The 16,778-nt window shown below is 61.6% G+C and carries 16 protein-coding genes; 11 read left to right on the plus strand and 5 right to left on the minus strand.

Features of this window, described 5'->3' with window-relative positions:
* Nucleotides 1-67 precede the first annotated feature (67 nt).
* Together CSE6_RS16605 and CSE6_RS26135 are read left to right on the plus strand one after the other, a co-directional pair.
* A complete protein-coding gene (locus CSE6_RS16605; RefSeq protein ID WP_034379382.1) occupies nucleotides 68-559 on the plus strand; it encodes a DUF6882 domain-containing protein in 492 nt (163 codons plus the stop codon).
* A gap of 81 nt (nucleotides 560-640) precedes the next feature.
* Nucleotides 641-790 carry a hypothetical protein gene (locus CSE6_RS26135; protein ID WP_003064948.1) on the plus strand — a complete coding sequence of 50 codons (150 nt, stop codon included), beginning with the start codon at nucleotides 641-643 and terminating at the stop codon, nucleotides 788-790.
* 46 nt (nucleotides 791-836) lie between these two features.
* Here CSE6_RS26135 and CSE6_RS16610 read toward each other — a convergent pair whose 3' ends face one another.
* A complete protein-coding gene (locus CSE6_RS16610) occupies nucleotides 837-1,433 on the minus strand; it encodes a YigZ family protein (RefSeq protein ID WP_003064949.1) in 597 nt (198 codons plus the stop codon).
* 187 nt (nucleotides 1,434-1,620) lie between these two features.
* Here CSE6_RS16610 and CSE6_RS26140 point away from each other — a divergent pair, with 187 nt between their 5' ends.
* The 6 genes from CSE6_RS26140 to CSE6_RS16635 all read left to right on the plus strand — a co-directional run bounded on the left by CSE6_RS26140 (nucleotide 1,621) and on the right by CSE6_RS16635 (nucleotide 8,338).
* Nucleotides 1,621-1,788 (plus strand): hypothetical protein, encoded by a 168-nt coding sequence (locus CSE6_RS26140; RefSeq protein ID WP_003064951.1) that lies wholly within the window; start codon nucleotides 1,621-1,623, stop codon nucleotides 1,786-1,788.
* Nucleotides 1,789-1,889: 101 nt separating this feature from the next.
* Nucleotides 1,890-2,774, plus strand: coding sequence for a helix-turn-helix transcriptional regulator (locus tag CSE6_RS16615; protein ID WP_059441027.1), 885 nt, complete (start codon nucleotides 1,890-1,892; stop codon nucleotides 2,772-2,774).
* Nucleotides 2,775-2,961: 187 nt separating this feature from the next.
* Entirely contained in the window at nucleotides 2,962-4,659 is a 1,698-nt protein-coding gene (locus tag CSE6_RS16620) for an FAD-dependent monooxygenase (RefSeq protein ID WP_034379378.1), read from the plus strand.
* Nucleotides 4,660-4,671: 12 nt separating this feature from the next.
* Nucleotides 4,672-4,860, plus strand: coding sequence for a DUF2783 domain-containing protein (locus CSE6_RS16625; RefSeq protein ID WP_034355478.1), 189 nt, complete (start codon nucleotides 4,672-4,674; stop codon nucleotides 4,858-4,860).
* Between the two features lie 215 nt (nucleotides 4,861-5,075).
* The gene (locus CSE6_RS16630; protein ID WP_034355475.1) at nucleotides 5,076-5,615 is read left to right on the plus strand and encodes a PepSY domain-containing protein; all 540 of its coding nucleotides are present in this window, start codon (nucleotides 5,076-5,078) and stop codon (nucleotides 5,613-5,615) included.
* A 236-nt stretch (nucleotides 5,616-5,851) separates the two neighbouring features.
* Nucleotides 5,852-8,338: a YgiQ family radical SAM protein gene (locus tag CSE6_RS16635; protein WP_059441028.1), complete on the plus strand. Its 2,487-nt coding sequence runs from the start codon at nucleotides 5,852-5,854 to the stop codon at nucleotides 8,336-8,338.
* Nucleotides 8,339-8,414: 76 nt separating this feature from the next.
* Here the strand turns inward: CSE6_RS16635 and CSE6_RS16640 are convergent, their stop codons facing one another.
* The 3 genes from CSE6_RS16640 to CSE6_RS16650 all read right to left on the minus strand — a co-directional run bounded on the left by CSE6_RS16640 (nucleotide 8,415) and on the right by CSE6_RS16650 (nucleotide 12,577).
* Nucleotides 8,415-10,889, minus strand: coding sequence for a bifunctional diguanylate cyclase/phosphodiesterase (locus tag CSE6_RS16640; RefSeq protein ID WP_034355468.1), 2,475 nt, complete (start codon nucleotides 10,887-10,889; stop codon nucleotides 8,415-8,417).
* Between the two features lie 297 nt (nucleotides 10,890-11,186).
* Nucleotides 11,187-11,747, minus strand: a complete 561-nt coding sequence (locus CSE6_RS16645; protein ID WP_012838408.1) for an NUDIX hydrolase — start codon at nucleotides 11,745-11,747, stop codon at nucleotides 11,187-11,189.
* 134 nt (nucleotides 11,748-11,881) lie between these two features.
* Nucleotides 11,882-12,577, minus strand: coding sequence for a fumarylacetoacetate hydrolase family protein (locus tag CSE6_RS16650; protein WP_034355597.1), 696 nt, complete (start codon nucleotides 12,575-12,577; stop codon nucleotides 11,882-11,884).
* A 162-nt stretch (nucleotides 12,578-12,739) separates the two neighbouring features.
* On the opposite strand from CSE6_RS16650, the gene maiA reads away from it, so the two are divergent.
* Together maiA and CSE6_RS16660 are read left to right on the plus strand one after the other, a co-directional pair.
* Nucleotides 12,740-13,405 carry a maleylacetoacetate isomerase gene (gene maiA, locus CSE6_RS16655; protein WP_034355595.1) on the plus strand — a complete coding sequence of 222 codons (666 nt, stop codon included), beginning with the start codon at nucleotides 12,740-12,742 and terminating at the stop codon, nucleotides 13,403-13,405.
* Nucleotides 13,406-13,415: 10 nt separating this feature from the next.
* Nucleotides 13,416-14,333: a polyphenol oxidase family protein gene (locus CSE6_RS16660; protein WP_034379429.1), complete on the plus strand. Its 918-nt coding sequence runs from the start codon at nucleotides 13,416-13,418 to the stop codon at nucleotides 14,331-14,333.
* On the opposite strand, the gene CSE6_RS16665 is transcribed toward CSE6_RS16660, so the two are convergent.
* Complete coding sequence (locus CSE6_RS16665; RefSeq protein WP_034385059.1) at nucleotides 14,250-14,564, minus strand: hypothetical protein; 315 nt, start codon at nucleotides 14,562-14,564, stop codon at nucleotides 14,250-14,252. The genes CSE6_RS16660 and CSE6_RS16665 overlap by 84 nt on opposite strands.
* Nucleotides 14,565-14,768: 204 nt before the next feature.
* On the opposite strand from CSE6_RS16665, the gene CSE6_RS16670 reads away from it, so the two are divergent.
* Complete coding sequence (locus CSE6_RS16670; RefSeq protein WP_059441029.1) at nucleotides 14,769-16,661, plus strand: alpha/beta hydrolase; 1,893 nt, start codon at nucleotides 14,769-14,771, stop codon at nucleotides 16,659-16,661.
* The last annotated feature ends 117 nt before the right edge of the window (nucleotides 16,662-16,778 follow it).

The following is a 16,778-nucleotide window of genomic DNA, read 5'->3' on the forward strand; positions in this document are numbered from 1 at the left end:
GTGTAAACACAGTGGCAGCCTGCTTATTGGCTGACAATGCGGTCTGTTGAAAAGCAATGGATACGCGATGAGCAACGACGCACAAACCACCGACTGGGCCGCCTGGAGCCGTGAGGCCGTTGAAATGATGCAGGCCCGCAATGCAGAATGGCCGCTGGAATTTGGCTTGCAGGGCAGCCCCAGCTACCGCTGGGATCTGGATCGCGCCCTGCTGGCGCTGGAAGCTCCGCTGCATGAAGTGATTGCTACGGTCTGCCTTGTGGGCACCAGCAGCGAGCAGGACGGCAGCTTTGTCTGGAGCTGGGCCAACGAAGCCATTCCCAAGCAGCATGGCGAAGCGCTGGAAGTCGTGCATGAGTTCGGCCGACAGAACCAGCTGGCATTGCTGACCACGGCCCGGATTCCCGGCGGCCGTCCCGAGGCCATGGAGTGCATGTGCATTGCCGCTCGCCTGCAGCGCGCCGTAGGTACCTTTATCGACCAGCAGGGCGATGTAACCCTGTATTTCACCTTGCTGCATCTGCAGGTGGCGGTCGAGCAGCAGCAGCCTGCCAATTGAAAGCCGCTACAGGATTGTTGACAGAATGCGGGCGGGGTCGCCTATAGACTGACACCCTCAAAAATCTGAAAAGGTCACCCCATGAAAACGATGTTTGCTTTGGCCGCAGCCATGTTTGTGCTGAGCGGCTGTGCTGTCTATGACAGCCGTGGCGGATACTACGACGATGGCTACAAAAAGCCTCACCCCCACGGCTGCCCACCGGGCCAGGCCAAGAAAGGCAATTGCTGAAATTGCCCGCTCAAAAACCCGCCAAAGGCGGGTTTTTCTTTGCGATCTACAGCTCGTCCGGCTTGAGCCAGCCAATGCGGCCCTGACCGTTTTCATTGAGTGCGCTGACAAATTCGGCAGCGTCGGGTTCAGGCATCTGCAGCTTGAAGCTCACCAGACTGCCGTGATCGACCTCCAGCAGTTCGGCACCTGCTGCATCGGCCATGCGCCGCACCAGGCCCTCCAGCGGATAGGGGGCCGTGCATTGCAGGATCTGCATGCGCTGAATGGCGACTTTTTCGGCCTGCAGCAAGGCTTGGGCCACGGCATCGGTATAGGCGCGCACCAGTCCGCCGGCACCGAGCTTGACGCCTCCAAAATAGCGCACCACGGTGGCCAGCACACCTTCCAGATCCTGGTGGCGCAGCACATCCAGCATGGGGCGACCGGCAGTGCCGCTGGGCTCGCCATCATCCACCGCCGCCGATTGACCGCCCGCCAGCAAGGCCCAGCAGACATGGGCGGCGCCCGGGTGCTCGCGCCAGAGTGCATCCACCACGGCCTGCGCGCTGGAGCGGTCCGTCATCGGCTGAACGCAGCCGATGAAGCGGCTTTTCTTGATGATCAGTTCACTGGAGACGGGAGCACGAAGAGTCTGAGGCATAGCGGCGGCAGCATAACCGCAAAGTCGGGGCCGAGCAGCGTTGCGGTACATGGGCCGGGTAGCGGCAGTTGTGACCTATCCATGACATGACGACGCGGCTTGTGGGGGTTGCTCGACAGTGTCCTTAAGTCAATTCCTACAATTTCGGCAAGCCTCGAGCCTTAAGCTTTGAGCAAAGGAGGCCGTCATGAACAATCCGCATCCACAGTCCCTGAGCGAACATACTTTTGGTCGCGAGCATTTCACGCCGCCTCCGCTGGCGCAGGAGCTGGCAGAGCCCCAGGCTCTGCAGGCTGCGGCACCCGAAGATGAATGGGAGTTGCTGCAGCGCATACGCAATGTGGGCGAATGGTAGGCCCGGCCGCATTTTCTGTCTCAAACCAGACCGGCCGCTCCTGAAAGGGAGAGCCGGTTTTTCCTGTCCGTGGGCACGATACAGCGGCGAGAATCGCAGCCATGACTGCTAGCTCTGCGCCGTTTCCCGATTCTTCGCACTGGATGCTGCTGCCGGCTGCCGCGCAGGCAGCGCAACTGTCCGTGGCCCTGGCCGATGTGACGGCCATGATGGAAAGAGTGGGGCGCAGCAGCAGCGATGCCGTGGCCGAGCAGATCCTGCAGCTGCTGGGGCGCCATGTGCCGCTGGCGCAGTGCACGATATTCTCCTTCCAGGGCATGGCCAGGCCGCGCGTGGTGGGCATGGGCGACAGGGCGCGCACGGGGGCGCTGCCCATGATCTCCCAGGATTACAGCGAGCGCTTCTATCCGCTCGATGGTTCGCAGCGCGTGATGCAGGCCGAGCTGGCGCGCCTTGCCAGGGACCCGCATGCCAGGCCGCGCGTCTGGCTGCATCGCCAGGGGCCGCACGATGTTCAGCACCCCGAGTACCGCCATGTCTGTTATGAGCTGCCGCGCATTGCCGAGCGGCTGTCGCTGCTGATGCTGCAGGAAAACGCGCGCTGGCTTTCTGTGAACCTGTATCGGGGCGAGGAGCATGGCTGCTTCGACGCCGCAGCCATTGCCCGGATCGAGGCCTTTGCGCCTCTGGTCATGCAGGCCATGCGTCTGCATTACGCGGGGCAGACGCTGCAGGACGACCTGGTCGGGCTGGTGCTGGCGCGTCTGGCGCGGCGCTTCGAGCAACTGACGCCGCGCGACCTCGACGTGGTGCGGGCACTGGCCCAGGGCCTGGATGCAGATGCGCTGGCGCAGCGCCTGGGCATTACCGTCAGCAGCGCGCGCACCTATGTCAAACGCGTCTGCGCCAAGCTGGGCGTGCAGGGGCAGCGCGAGCTGTTTGCGCTGCTGATGGAGCCCGCTGAAGCTGTCGATGGTCAACTTTGATAGCTGCTTGGGGTTGATCTGTAAAGGCTGGAGGCTGATTCGACTTGAATATCGGTTGCTGGTCGGCATTGTCTCCATCTGGTGACATCGGCCTTGAGCTGCTTTTCTACACTGCATCTCAAGCCAGACCGAAAGGGGATGAAAGCGCACCGGTTTGACCACGACAGCGCCCCCAGGAGACAAGAACATGCACCAGCCATTTGCCGAGCCACGCCGCTCCATCTACTACCAGTACCAGGTTCATCAGCCCTGGCTTGCCTCCCGGAATCCGGGCGAGCAAAGCCACCCCATCGTCATCGTCGGCACCGGCCCCGTGGGCCTGACCACGGCGCTGGAGATTGCCCGTCACGGCCAGCGTTGCGTGGTGCTCGAAGCCGAATTGCAGGTGTCCGAAGGCAGCCGTGCCATTGTGTTCACGCGGCGTTCCATGGAAATCCTGCAGCAGGTGGGCGTGGCCCAGCGCGTGACGGAGACCGGACTGCCCTGGTGCTACGGCAACAGCATCTACCGCGGCCAGCGCGTGTTTCGCATGGAAAACGCGCGGGCCGACGACGACCGCTTCTTTCCCATGATCAATCTGCAGCAGCAGTACCTGGAGGAATATCTGGTCGATGCAGTGCAGGCCAACCCGCTGATCGAGCTGCGTTGGGGCAACCGCGTGAACAAGGTCGAGCAAAAGGGCGAGCAGGCTTTGGTGGAGGTGGATACCCCGGAAGGCAGCTACGAGCTGCGGGCCGACTGGCTGGTGGCCTGCGATGGCGCGCGTTCGGGGATTCGCACGGCCATGAATCTATTGATGGAGGGCGCTTCCTACGAGGGCCGCTTCGTGATTGCCGATATCCGCATCGACTTGCCTTTGCCCACCGAACGTCTCGCATTCTTCGATCCCACATGGAACCCGGGCAACACCATCCTCATGCACCGCGAGCCACACGGCATCTGGCGTGTGGACTACCAACTGCCTGCCGGGGAAGATCCCGAGGATGCGCTCAGGCCCGAGTCGCTGAAGGCGCGCATCGATGCGCAGCTGGAGATGATCGGCTTTGGCGGCACGCCCTGGGAGATGGACTGGAGCTCCGTGTACTCGGCCCGCGCGCTGACCCTGCCCGACTATGTGCATGGCCATGTGATCTTTGCGGGCGATGCAGCCCATATGCTGCCCATCTTCGGCGTGCGCGGCGCCAACACCGGTTTTCAGGATGCTCAGGGCCTGGGCTGGCGTCTGGCACTCGTCGCCAAGGGCGCGGCCAGCGCAGCGCTGCTGCAAAGCTATAGCAGCGAACGAGTGGGCGCGGCCCGCGAGATTGTGGAAGAGGCCGGCAAGAGCACACGCTTCATGGCGCCGCCAAGCAGAGGTTTCAGGCTGCTGCGCGACGCCGTGCTGTCTCTGTCGCTGAGCCAACCCTTTGTCGGCCCGCTCTATCACTGGCGCACCTCGCGCCCGCATGAGTACGGCAGCTCGCCGCTCAACAGCATGGGTGACGATAACCTGCTGTTCAAGGCCGGCCCCGGCCATGGCGCGCCGCCTCTCAACGTGCGCTTTGCGCCGGACAGCTATTTGCTCGACCATCTGGGCGGCGGCTTCGATCTGCTGTATTTCACGAGCGGCAAGGCGATTCCCGCCGAACTGCAGGCGGTCGCGGCCGGGGTCAGAGCCCGCGGTGTTGCCGTGCGCCTGATCGCCGTCAGCAGCCACGCTTCAGGCACTGTCGAAGGTTCCGATCTGGTACTTGATGACACCGAAGGCCGCTGCCGCGCCCGCTACGGCGTGATGGCCGACGGCGCCGCCTATCTGCTGCGCCCCGATCAGCATGTCTGTGCGCGCTGGATGGCGCTGGACGCCAATCGTCTGCAAGCCGCATTCAAGGCTGCCCTGCCCGCCTGAGGAGAGATTCAAATGACCCAAACCACTCTTGATATCGCCGGTCTGGAGACCGTGTACGACCAGTTGGCTGTCGCCATTGATGCCGTGGGCGCGGAAAAGTCAGAGCTGCTGCTGGTCAAGCTGGCGCTGCTGGCCGCCAATCAGCTCGGTGATGCCCGCCAGTTTGGCGAAATGATTGCGGCGGCCCAGCAAGATCTGTAAGCAAAAGGCTTGTCCGTGGCGGTCAGCCCGACCCGCCCAGGCTCGTTCCTGGCGGGTTTTCAGCGTGCTGACCCTCGGATTTCATAGCGGATAATCTTTGCCTATCAATAGTTTGAGATGAATTTTCTACAAGTCGATATGGCTTGATCTCCGACAAGGCCGTGCCATGGAATCGAGGCAGACTGGAGCCATTGCCACTGTAGGAGGATTGGTCCATGAGATTGCGTCCCAGTACCTTGCTGCTATCTGCAGCCCTGAGCCTGAGTGGATTGAGTGCGACTCCGGCCCTGGCCAAGTCGGCTGCCGAATGGCTTGCCTTGACAGGTGCCGTGCAGATCGGCTTGAGTCAGGCTGTCGAAAAAGCTCAGGCCGTTGCTCCCGGAAAAGCGATCGATGTCGAGCTGGAAGAGGGTAAGAAAGGCGCTGCGCCTTATTACTCGGTCACCCTGATCTCGCCCGTGAATGAGGAAATCAAGCTGCGCGTGAATGCCAGCACGGGCGATGCCGCAGTGGAGGAGAACAAGGGCCGGGCCGAGGGCAAGCATGCCAAGCGCCTGGCCGATGCCCGGATCACGCTGGTACAGGCCGTCGATGCAGCTGTTGCCGCCTTGCCAGGCAAGCCGCTGGAGGCCCAGCTGGATTCGGACTGGGGCAAGACCAGCTACAAGGTCAAGATGCTGCGCGCCGATCAGACAGTCATGAAGCTCAGGCTTGATCCTGCCACTGGCGCTGTGACGAGGCAGGAAAAGGACTGAGTCGGCGCGTTATCTGGATTCTGGTGCTATTAAGAAGTGAGTGTCTGGCGCTTGCATTTCAATGATTTAAGGTGTGTTATGCATCGAATTTCAATGAAGGAAAGCGCTGGATGCTATGAAGTTCAGAGTTCAACCCTGTTTCTGCAAGACCTTGCTCGTGCAAGGCTGAGGGCGGAAAAGTACACTGACGGGTTGTTTCTCCGAATAGGCCATGAGGCCATATAAAGCCCATCCACATGAACGCCCCGGTTGATGTTTCCTTTTTCCACCGCGATGCCAAGCCGCTGACCAGCTACAAGCCGTACTGGGCCAAGCGCTTCGGTCCGGCGCCGTTCCTGCCCATGAGCCGTGCGGAGATGGATCAGCTCGGCTGGGACAGCTGCGACATCATTCTGGTCACGGGCGATGCCTATGTGGATCACCCCAGCTTCGGCATGGCCGTCATCGGCCGCGTGCTGGAGGCGCAAGGCTTTCGCGTGGGCATCATCGCCCAGCCCGACTGGACCAGCGCCGAGGCCTTCAAGGCCCTGGGCAAGCCCAATCTGTTCTGGGGCGTGACGGCCGGCAACATGGACTCGATGATCAACCGTTACACGGCTGATCGCAAGATTCGCAGCGACGATGCCTATACCCCCGGCGATGTGGCCGGCAAGCGCCCCGATCGCGCGGCCATCGTCTACTGCCAGCGCTGCCGCGAGGCCTACAAGGACGTGCCCATCGTGCTGGGCGGCATCGAGGGCTCGCTGCGTCGCATTGCCCACTACGACTACTGGAGCGACAAGGTGCGCCGCTCCATCGTGGTGGACAGCAAGTGCGACATCCTGCTCTACGGCAATGCAGAACGCGCCCTGGTCGAAGTGGCACACCGCATCGCGGCGCGCGAGCCGGTGGAGCAGATCACCGATGTGCGCGGCACTTCGTTCTTCCGCCGCGCTTCGGAGGAGGGCTGGTTCGAGGTCGATTCCACCACGGTGGACGAGCCCGGCGAGGTCGAGCCCCATATCAACCCCTATATGACGACCAGCGAGCAGGCCGAGGCCCAGGGCCAGAGCTGCTCCAAGGAAGATGCCGCGAAATCGGAAGCGGACGGCCCCAATGACGGCGCATCGGTAGCCAAGGTCCAGCCCATCCAGTTCGTGCCCAACCTCTCGCTGCGCAGCAAGTCCAAGTTGCCTCCACGCGAGCGCACGGTGCTGCGCCTGCCCAGCTACGAAGAGGTCAAGAGCGATCAGATTCTCTATGCCCACGCCAATCGCGTGCTGCACCTGGAAACCAACCCCGGTAACGCCCGTGCGCTGGTACAGGCTCACGGCGAGGGGACCACGGCCCGCGATGTGTGGATGAATCCGCCGCCCATTCCTCTCACAACGGCCGAAATGGACTGGGTCTTCGGCCTGCCGTACGCGCGCAGCCCGCATCCCGCCTATGCCGACGAAAGCGGCAGCCATGAGGGCGCCACCAAGATTCCGGCCTGGGAGATGATTCGCACCTCGGTGAACATCATGCGCGGCTGTTTCGGCGGCTGCACCTTCTGCTCCATCACCGAGCACGAGGGCCGCATCATCCAGAGCCGTTCCGAAGACTCCATCATCCAGGAGCTCGAAGAGATCCGCGACAAGGTCAAGGGCTTTACCGGCACCATCTCCGACCTGGGCGGGCCCACGGCCAATATGTACCGCCTGGGCTGCAAGAGCCCGCAGATCGAAGCGGCCTGCCGCAAGCCCAGCTGTGTCTTCCCCGGCATCTGCCAGAACCTGCACACCGACCACGGCCCGCTGATCAAGATCTATCGCCGCGCGCGCAAGCTGCCCGGCATCAAGAAGATTCTGATCGGCTCCGGCCTGCGCTACGACCTGGCGGTGAAGTCGCCCGAGTACGTCAAGGAGCTGGTTCAGCACCATGTGGGCGGCTATCTCAAGATCGCCCCCGAGCACACCGAGCAAGGTCCGCTGACCAAGATGATGAAGCCGGGCATCGGCAGCTATGACAAGTTCAAGCAGCTGTTCGAGAAGTTCAGCGAAGAGGCCGGCAAGAAGCAGTTTCTGATTCCCTATTTCATCGCCGCCCACCCGGGCACCAGCGATGAGGACATGATGAATCTGGCCATCTGGCTCAAGAAGAACGGCTTCCGTGCCGATCAGGTGCAGACCTTCTACCCGAGCCCCATGGCCACGGCCACCGCCATGTACCACAGCGGTCGCAACACGCTGACCAAGGTGCGCCGCCAGATGCGCGACGAGGCCGAAGAGCGCGTGGACATCGTGCGCGGTGAAAAGCGCCGCCGTCTGCACAAGGCTTTCCTGCGCTATCACGACCCGAACAACTGGCCGCTGCTGCGCGAGGCGCTCAAGACCATGGGGCGCGCCGATCTGATCGGCAACGGCAAGCAGCACCTGATCCCGACCTTCCAGCCCCTGGTCGACGGCAGCTATCAGAGTGCACGAAAGAAGAACAGCACCTCGTCCAAGGCGGGTGGCGGAATTGGTTACACCACCAACAAGGACGGCAAGGCCGTGGCCGTGCGACGCCGCAGCGAAGAGACGAGCCTGGAGCCCAAGGGCGATGTGCGCTTCCGCAGCAGCCAGCCTCAACCGGGCAAGCTGCTGACCCAGCATACCGGCCTGCCGCCGCGCGCGGGTGTGACTGGCAAGGCCAAGCCCGGTTTCAAAACTGCGGCAAGGCCCGCCAAGCCGGCGGGCCAGGGTTCGCGCAAGCCGCGCTGATTGCTGCAGCCTGACTGCCGCCGACAAAAAAACGACGCTTGATGCGTCGTTTTTTTCGTATTGGCATGCGCTGCTGTCAGCCCATGGCCAGAGCCCCGCACCACTGGGGCAGCTGGTTTTCCTGCGTGGGGGCAAAGTATTCGCTGGTCATGGGTTTGGGGCGGGCGATGGCGTAGCCCTGCACATAATCCACGCCCATGGTCATGAGTTCCTCGGCAATCTCGCGGCTCTCGACGAACTCGGCAATGGTCTTTTTGCCCAGTGTCTGGCCGATGCGATTGATCATCTCCACCATGGCGTGGTCTCCCTTGTCCTTGAGCATGTCACGCACAAAGCCGCCGTCGATCTTGAGATAGTCGACGGGCAACTGCTTCAGATAGGTCAGCGACGACATGCCGACGCCGAAGTCGTCCAGGGCAAAACGGCAACCCAGGGCGCGCAGCGACTGAATCAGCCGTGTGGCATTGCTGAGGTTGCCAATGGCGCTGGTTTCGGTGATTTCGAAACATAGCTTTTGCGGTGCAATTCCGTGCTGCTGCAACTGCTCCTTCACAAATTCCAGCAGACCGTCGTCATCCAGGCTGGGACCGGAGAGGTTGATGGCGCAGGTTTCCACCAGCTTGGCGTGTCCGGGCTGCTGCGCCAGTGTCTGCAGGGCCCTGGTGATCACCCAGCGGTCAAGCGATGGCATCAGGCCGTAGCGCTCGGCGGCGGGTATGAAATGTCCGGGGGCCAGGATCTGGCCGTTTTCATCGCGCAGGCGCAGCAGGACTTCGAAGTGCATGCCGCTGTGGCGGCGATGCTTGCGGGCCTGCAGCGGTGCAATGCTCTGGGCATAGAGGCAGAAGCGGTCTTCGTCCAGTGCGGTACGAATGCGTGTGGCCCATTCCATCTCGCTGACATAGCGGCTGTAGATTCCGTCCTCGGCCTTGTAGAAAAAGACCTTGTTGCGCCCGCGCTCCTTGGCCTGATAGCAGGCCATATCGACCATGCGCAGCAGATCGGAGGCATTGACCGCATCACCGGGAACATGCACGGCACCGATCGAAAAGCCGGTGCGCAATATCTTCTCTCCCCAGGTGGTTTGCAATTGCTGGGCTGCCAGGCGCAGCTTCTCGGCAATGCTCGCGACGTTGGAAGGAGGGCAGTTCTCCAGCAGCACGGCAAACTCGTCGCCGCCCATGCGCGCCAGGCAATCGGTTTCGCGCAGATTGGCCTGCAACATGCGAGAGACTTCACACAGCACCTCATCACCGGCGGCATGGCCGCTGGTTTCGTTGATGAGCTTGAACTGGTCCAGGTCGATGTAGAGAAGAGCGTAGGGCTTGACCTGGTGCAGACCCTGGGTCAGCATTTTTTGCAGCCGCCGCTCGAATTCCCCGCGATTTTCCAGCCCCGTCAGCGTGTCATGGCGTGCATTCCAGGAAATCTGGTCCATGTACTGCTGCTCGCGTGACACATCGCGCAGCACGAAGACTGCCCCCGATGCCTGAGCATCGCGCTGCATGGCGGAGCCCAGCACCTTGACCGGCACGATGCTGTGGTCGGTGCGGCGAACCCAGTGCGTTTGCTCGTCGCGCACGACAGTGGTCTCCTTGGTGTCATTGACAAGCTGTGCGAGCAGGCCTTCGCTGGTGATGGAGGCATCCATGGTGTAGAACTGCAACACCTGCTTGATGGGCCTGTCCAGATAGCTTTGCTTTTGCAGACCCAGCAGGCCTATGGCGGCGGGGTTGACATAGTTGACCATGCCCTTGGCATTGGTGGTGATGACCGCATCGCTGAGCGCTGCCAGCGTGGTCTCCGCACGCTCTTTTTCGCTGTTGAGGCCGTCTTGAACCTGCTCTCGCAGCAGGATCAGGCGCCAGGTATTCCAGACCCACAGGCTCACCAGGCCAATGGCCAGGGCACCGTTGAGGGCGAGCAGCAGCCAGACGATATTGCGCGAGCTTTGGCCCAGAGAGTCGCTGAAGGCCCTGGTCAGGGCTGTCACGCCCTGGTTGATCAGGTCGATCTCGCGCTTCCAGGTGGCAATGTTTTCGCGGCTGATGTTGCCGACTTCGTATCCATGCCGGATTTCCTGGGCCAGTGTATCGAGCTGATTCAGGTACTCGTCACCCATCTTCCAGTACGCGACGGGCTCCTGCACCCAGCTGAAATAGCGGAATGTGCGCAGCAGCCAGATGAGGGAGCTGACATCATCGGGGTGGTTCTGGCCTTGCTCTATGCCTTTGCGCGCCAGGTCCAGGCGCAGAGGCTTGTCGTAGAGGGCAATGCGTGCCTCGGCATCGCCACGCGGCACCTGCAAGGCCCGCTGATAATGGGCGAAGTCGATCGGGTTGCCTTCATCCGCGTAGCGGGAAAGCGAGTAAATCGCATCTTTCTGGGCCTTGGACCAGAGACTTTCTCCGTTGACAAACGCTCGCACGGCGGAGAGCAGGTAAAGGCTGCAGCTGGCGCTGAGCATCAGGATCAGTGCCAGGAGCGCAAAAGCCCAGACGCGCTGCAGCAATTGTTGAGACTTCAGTGTGGGGCTCAAAGATGCCTTCATGACGCCTCATCCAGTAAATTGACTGTAAATGCATGAGTCAGGGCATCGACAAGGCAGACTGGTATGAAACAGCCAGAAGGCAATGTGCCTGCTGACGATCAGAACGCCGTCACGATGCCCGCTCTCATGGCTTGACCTTTCACGGTATTGCGTAGGAGGTATGTCAGATCACACGCAATTTGTATTCATTGGTAATTTTTGGCCTGTAGAAGTGAGCCTGGCGTCGGACAACTTCCTCTGTACCCCCAAGACAGAGCGGTGTTTTCTGTGAGAAAGTGGGTAACCAATCTGGCCGATTCAGAGCAGGTCCATGCAGTGCACCTGCGGCTGCTCCAGCACGCCGGCCCTGCGGTCGGCAAAGAAGCGTTCCAGGGTGAGCTTGACGGTGCGAAACGCGATTTCTTCCCAGGGGATGTCTGCCTCGGCGAACAACTGGGCCTCCATGGTTTCGGGCCCGGGGTAGAACTGCGTACTTCTGAGGCGGGCCAGATAGAAGAGATGGACCTGTCCTACCTGGGGCACGTTGATGAGACTGAACAGCCTGCCCAGCTCGATGTCGGCTCCGGCTTCCTCGTCGGTTTCGCGCTGGGCTCCGCGGCTGGTGGTTTCGGCCAGCTCCATGAAGCCTGCAGGCAGCGTCCATTTGCCGCGGCGCGGCTCGATATTGCGCTTGCACAGCAGCACGCGCCCGTCGTCCATCACGGGCAGGGTGCCAACCACATTGAGCGGGTTTTCATAGTGGATGGTGTGGCAGGCCGGGCAAACGGCACGCTCGCGCGTATCCCCATCGTCAGGAACGCGGTAGGTGACTGCGGTGCCGCAATTGCGGCAGAACTTGATGGGGCTGCGAAAAATCATTCCGCAACTATAAGCAAATCAGGCCGCTAGCGCAGGTACAACATGCGCAAACAGCTATGAAAAAGGGAGTCACACCTTGCGGTGCGACTCCCGGAGTACCTGGCCGGCGCTAACTGCCTGTGCGCCAGGGATTCTTAGGCGATCTGGATCTTGATGGATTCAAGTCCGGTGACTGCGCCTTCCAGCACATCGCCCTTGACCACGGCGGCCACGCCCTCGGGGGTGCCGGTCATGATCAGGTCGCCGGGCTGCAGCTCCCAGGCGCTGGAGAGATGCTCAATGGTTTCGGCGATATTCCAGATCAGCTTGTGGATGTGGCTGCGCTGGCGATAGTCACCATTGACCTGCAGCGAAATCTCGGCGTTGACGATGTCTCCCGCCCGATCGGCTGGCGTGATGGGGCCTATGGGGGCGGATTGCTCGAAAGCCTTGCCGATACACCAGGGGCGGCCTTGCTTCTTCATGTCGTTTTGCAGGTCGCGACGTGTCATGTCCAGACCCACGGCATAGCCGTAGATGTACTGCAGTGCATCGGCTGCCTTGATGTTCTTGCCGGCCTTGCCGATGGCAACGACCAGCTCGATTTCATGGTGCAGATTCTGGGTCAGCGTGGGATAGGCCACGGTGGTGGTGCTGCCGGCTTCCACTGCCACGGTCGCGTCCGCAGGCTTCATGAAGAAGAACGGTGGCTCGCGGCCGGTAAAGCCCATTTCCTTGGCGTGATCCTCATAGTTGCGGCCCACGCAGTAGATGCGGTGAATGGGAAAGCGCTCGCCGCGGCCCACAACAGGCAGGCTGGCAACGGCAGGGGGATTGAACACGTAACTCATGAAGTCCTCGGCAAGAACACGCGCTGAAATCAGCAATGGTTGATGTGGCAAGCAGTGTGCCACGATGCAGGCCTGGAGACGGCGTGGCATATGACGGCTTTTACGTATTCCGGCCCTAGGGAAAATGCCAGTCCGTGCGGCTCGCGCTATGCTGCTCACATCATGAAGCTGCATACCTATTTCCGTTCTTCCGCCTCTTATCGTGTGCGCATTGCGCTGCAACTCAAGGGGCTGTCCTATGACTCCGTGCCCGTGCATCTGGTGCGCGGCGAACAAAAGGCTGCGGCCTATGCCTCCCATGTGGGTGACGCGCTGGTGCCCGCACTGGTGACGGACGAGGGGCACTGGCTCACGCAGTCCATGGCCATCATCGAATATCTCGATGAGACCCATGCTGAAACACCATTGCTGCCCAGGGATGCACTGGGCCGTGCCCATGTGCGCGCATTGGCGCAGATGGTGGCTTGCGAGATCCATCCGCTCAACAACCTGCGCGTGCTCAAGTACCTGGTGCACCAAATGGGGGCCAGCGACGAGGCCAAGAATGGCTGGTATGCGCACTGGGTGCGCTCCGGTCTGGAAGCCTTCGAGCGTCAGCTGGCGCTGCTGGATGCCGAACGTAAGGCCATGGGCCTGGCGCCGTCGACGTTTTGCTGGGGTGACGCGCCCACCCTGGCCGAATGCTGCCTGGTCCCGCAGATCTACAACGCCCAGCGCTTCAATGTGAATCTCGAGGCTCTGCCGCGCCTGATGGACGTGGTCGAGCGGTGCAACGCCTTGCCGGCTTTCCAGCAGGCCCATCCTTCGGCCTGTCCGGATGCTGAGTGAAGAGGGCGTCATGAGCGAGACCTATAGGCCGGGTCCACCGGACCTCTGGCCTGACTCCTGGCTGGTCCCGGACTGGCCGGCTCTGCCCGGCGTGCATGCCATCTGCACCTCGCGCGAGGGCGGCGTCAGTCAGGCACCCTGGGGCAGCATGAACCTGGGCGACCACGTAAGCGACAACCCCGCTCACGTGCGCCGCAACCGTGAACTGTTCAATGCGGCGCTGCAGGCCCGCACCCCTGGTGCCTGCACGGCGTACTTGCAGCAGGTGCATGGCGTGGACGTGCTGACGCTGGACGCAGGCAATGTGGCCGAGTCCAATGGTGCGGCCTTCGATGCCTGCGTGACCGATGATGCAGGCGTGGTCTGCACCGTCATGGTGGCGGACTGTCTGCCCGTGTTGCTGGCCCATGATTCGGGGCTGGTCGTGGGCGCGGCCCATGCGGGCTGGCGTGGTCTGGCCGGCATGCCGCCCGGCAGACAGCAGTCTGAGGGGCCGTTGCACGGCGGTGTGCTGGAGATGCTTTTCGAGTCTTTTTCCCGGAAAGTGCAGGCGCAGCAATCGCTTTCGGCGGCCGACACGAAGCCGTCCCGGATTGCCGCCCGCACTCAGGCCTGGCTGGGCCCATGCATAGGTTCCGAGTCCTTTGAAGTGGGGGCCGAAGTGCGCGATATCTTCGTGGCGCATGACGCCGATGCGGCACGACACTTTGTGCCTGTACCGGGCAGCAGCATCAAATATCTGGCCGATCTGGCGCAACTGGCACGCCAGAGGCTTGCTGCATTGGGCATTGCTGCAATCTTCGGCAACGATGGCAGCCGGCCCTGGTGCACGGTCAGCAATGCATCACGTTTCTTCTCGCACCGGCGCGACGCCGCTCGTCTGGGCGGCAGCGGGCGGCTGGCTGCCAGCATCTGGCGCGATGCCTGAGCCGGGGCTGGGAGGCACGTGTTCTGCAGCTAGCGCTTCCTGTTCCTGCCGGGCTTTGAGGCGGCGCTTTCTGGCCGGCGTGCCCAGTATGTAGAGCACGATGGAAAGCGGCAGCAGACCGTAGAGCACGAAGGTGAAAAATGCACCCAGCAGGGTGCCGCCGGGGCTGGCTGCCTCGGCGATCGTCATCATCACGACAACGTACATCCAGGCGATGGCAATGAGGTACATGGTGTTTCTGTAGTGAGCCAGAAAGCATGCTGGCTTCGGGTTGTTTTGTGTCAAAACAGCTTCATAACGGCAAAATGAGGCCGCTTCTTGTCGGAACTGCCTGGCACATAGGTGACAATGCCGCCGTGTGAGCCGTATTGCAGATTCCGCAAGCGTCCCCAGACCCTGAGATCGCCGGTCGCTTGCCTTGACTAGGATGTAAGCATGAATTTTGACCCGAGCTGGGGCCAAGCTGGCCAATCCATTCAACAATTCTGGCAGGAGCATTGGAGCAAGAGCCTCCAAACGCTTCAGCAGATGCAGTCCGGTGCTCCCATGGGGCTCAGCGCCATGCCAGGTCTGGGGGCCGCACCCAACCCTTGGGCTGGAATCATGGATGCCATGCAATCGGCCATGCCCCAGATGGCAACGGGGTCGGCTCAAGCGGTGCAGTTCGATGCGGCCAAACTGCAGGGGCTGCAGCAGGAATACCTGCAGTCGGTGCAGTCGTTGGCAGATGGCAAACAGATTCAGGCCCTGCTGTCCAAGGACAAGCGCTTTGCCAAGCCAGAGTGGAGCGCCAATCCCGTTGCATCGATGGCCGCAGCCAACTACCTGCTGGGCAGTCGCATGCTGACCGGTATGGCCGAAGCGGTGCAGGGCGATGAAAAAACACGCAATCGCGTGCGTTTTGCGGTCGAGCAATGGGTGGCAGCCATGGCGCCCAGCAATTTTCTGGCACTGAACGCCGATGCGCTCAACAAGGTTGTTGAAACCAAGGGCGAGAGCCTGGCTCAGGGTATTGCCAATCTGCTGGCCGACATGCGCCAGGGCCATGTCTCCATGACCGACGAAAGCCTGTTCACCGTGGGAAAGAACGTGGCGACCACCGAAGGCGCGGTGGTTTTCGAGAACGAGCTGTTCCAGCTCATCGAATACAAGCCACTGACTGCCAAGGTATTCGAGAAGCCTTTTCTGATGGTGCCGCCCTGCATCAACAAGTTCTACATTCTGGACTTGCAGCCGGACAACTCCGTGATTCGCTATGCCGTCAGCCAGGGGCATCGCACCTTTGTGGTCAGTTGGCGCAATCCCGACGAAAGCCAGGCGCACAAGAGCTGGGATGACTACATCGAAGATGGCGTGCTCAAGGCTGTGAGCACGGTTCAGGATATCTGCGAGGCGCCGCAGATCAATGTGCTGGGTTTCTGTGTGGGCGGCACCATGCTCTCCACTGCCATGGCAGTGCTGGCTGCACGCCATGCCCGCGAGCATGGACAGCCGCAAGCTGCCAAGCCCCGCAGCCGCGCTGCGGCTGCAAAGACGGGCAGCAAAACTGCTGCGGCCAAGGTGGAGGCCCATGCTTTTCCCGTAGCCAGCATGACGCTGCTGACCACGCTGATCGACTTCCGCGACACAGGCATTCTGGACATCTTCATTGATGAAAACATGGTGCGCCTGCGTGAGATGCAAATGGGCAAAGGCGGGCTGATGAAGGGCCAGGACATGGCATCCACCTTCAGCTTTCTGCGCCCGAATGATCTGGTCTGGAACTATGTGGTGGGCAACTACCTCAAGGGCGAGACACCGCCGCCATTCGATCTGCTTTACTGGAACAGCGACTCCACCAATCTTCCCGGCCCGTTCTACGCCTGGTATCTGCGCAATCTCTACCTGGAGAACAACCTGATCAAGCCCGGCGTGCTGACCGTGTGCGGCGAGAAGATCGACATGAGCCAGCTCAAGATGCCGGTCTATATCTACGGCTCGCGCGAGGACCACATCGTTCCTGTTGCGGCGGCCTATGCCTCGTCGCAGGTACTGGGCGGTGAGCGTCGTTTCGTGATGGGTGCCTCCGGCCATATCGCCGGCGTCATCAACCCACCGGCCAAGAACAAGCGCAGCCACTGGCTGCGTGAGGATGGCGAGTTTCCTGAGGCCTTCAACGATTGGCTGGCCGAGGCCACGGAGTATCCGGGCAGCTGGTGGACGGACTGGAGTGCCTGGCTGGGCAGCCATGCAGGCAAGCAGCTCGCGGCTCCCAAGAGCTATGGTCGTGCACGTGCCTATGAAGCCATCGAAGATGCTCCGGGTCGCTACGTTCTGTCAAAAGCCTGAGCGAGGCCTGAGGCACAATCAGTTCCATATTGCGGTGCAGCAAACAAGGCTCGCACCGTGATAGGAAGCGGCGGGTGGCACGATGAACAGGATGCAACCCGCACGCATGCATCACTT

Origin of the sequence: Comamonas sp. E6, assembly GCF_001010305.1 — a bacterium.
Taxonomy (GTDB): Bacteria; Pseudomonadota; Gammaproteobacteria; order Burkholderiales; family Burkholderiaceae_C; genus Comamonas; species Comamonas thiooxydans.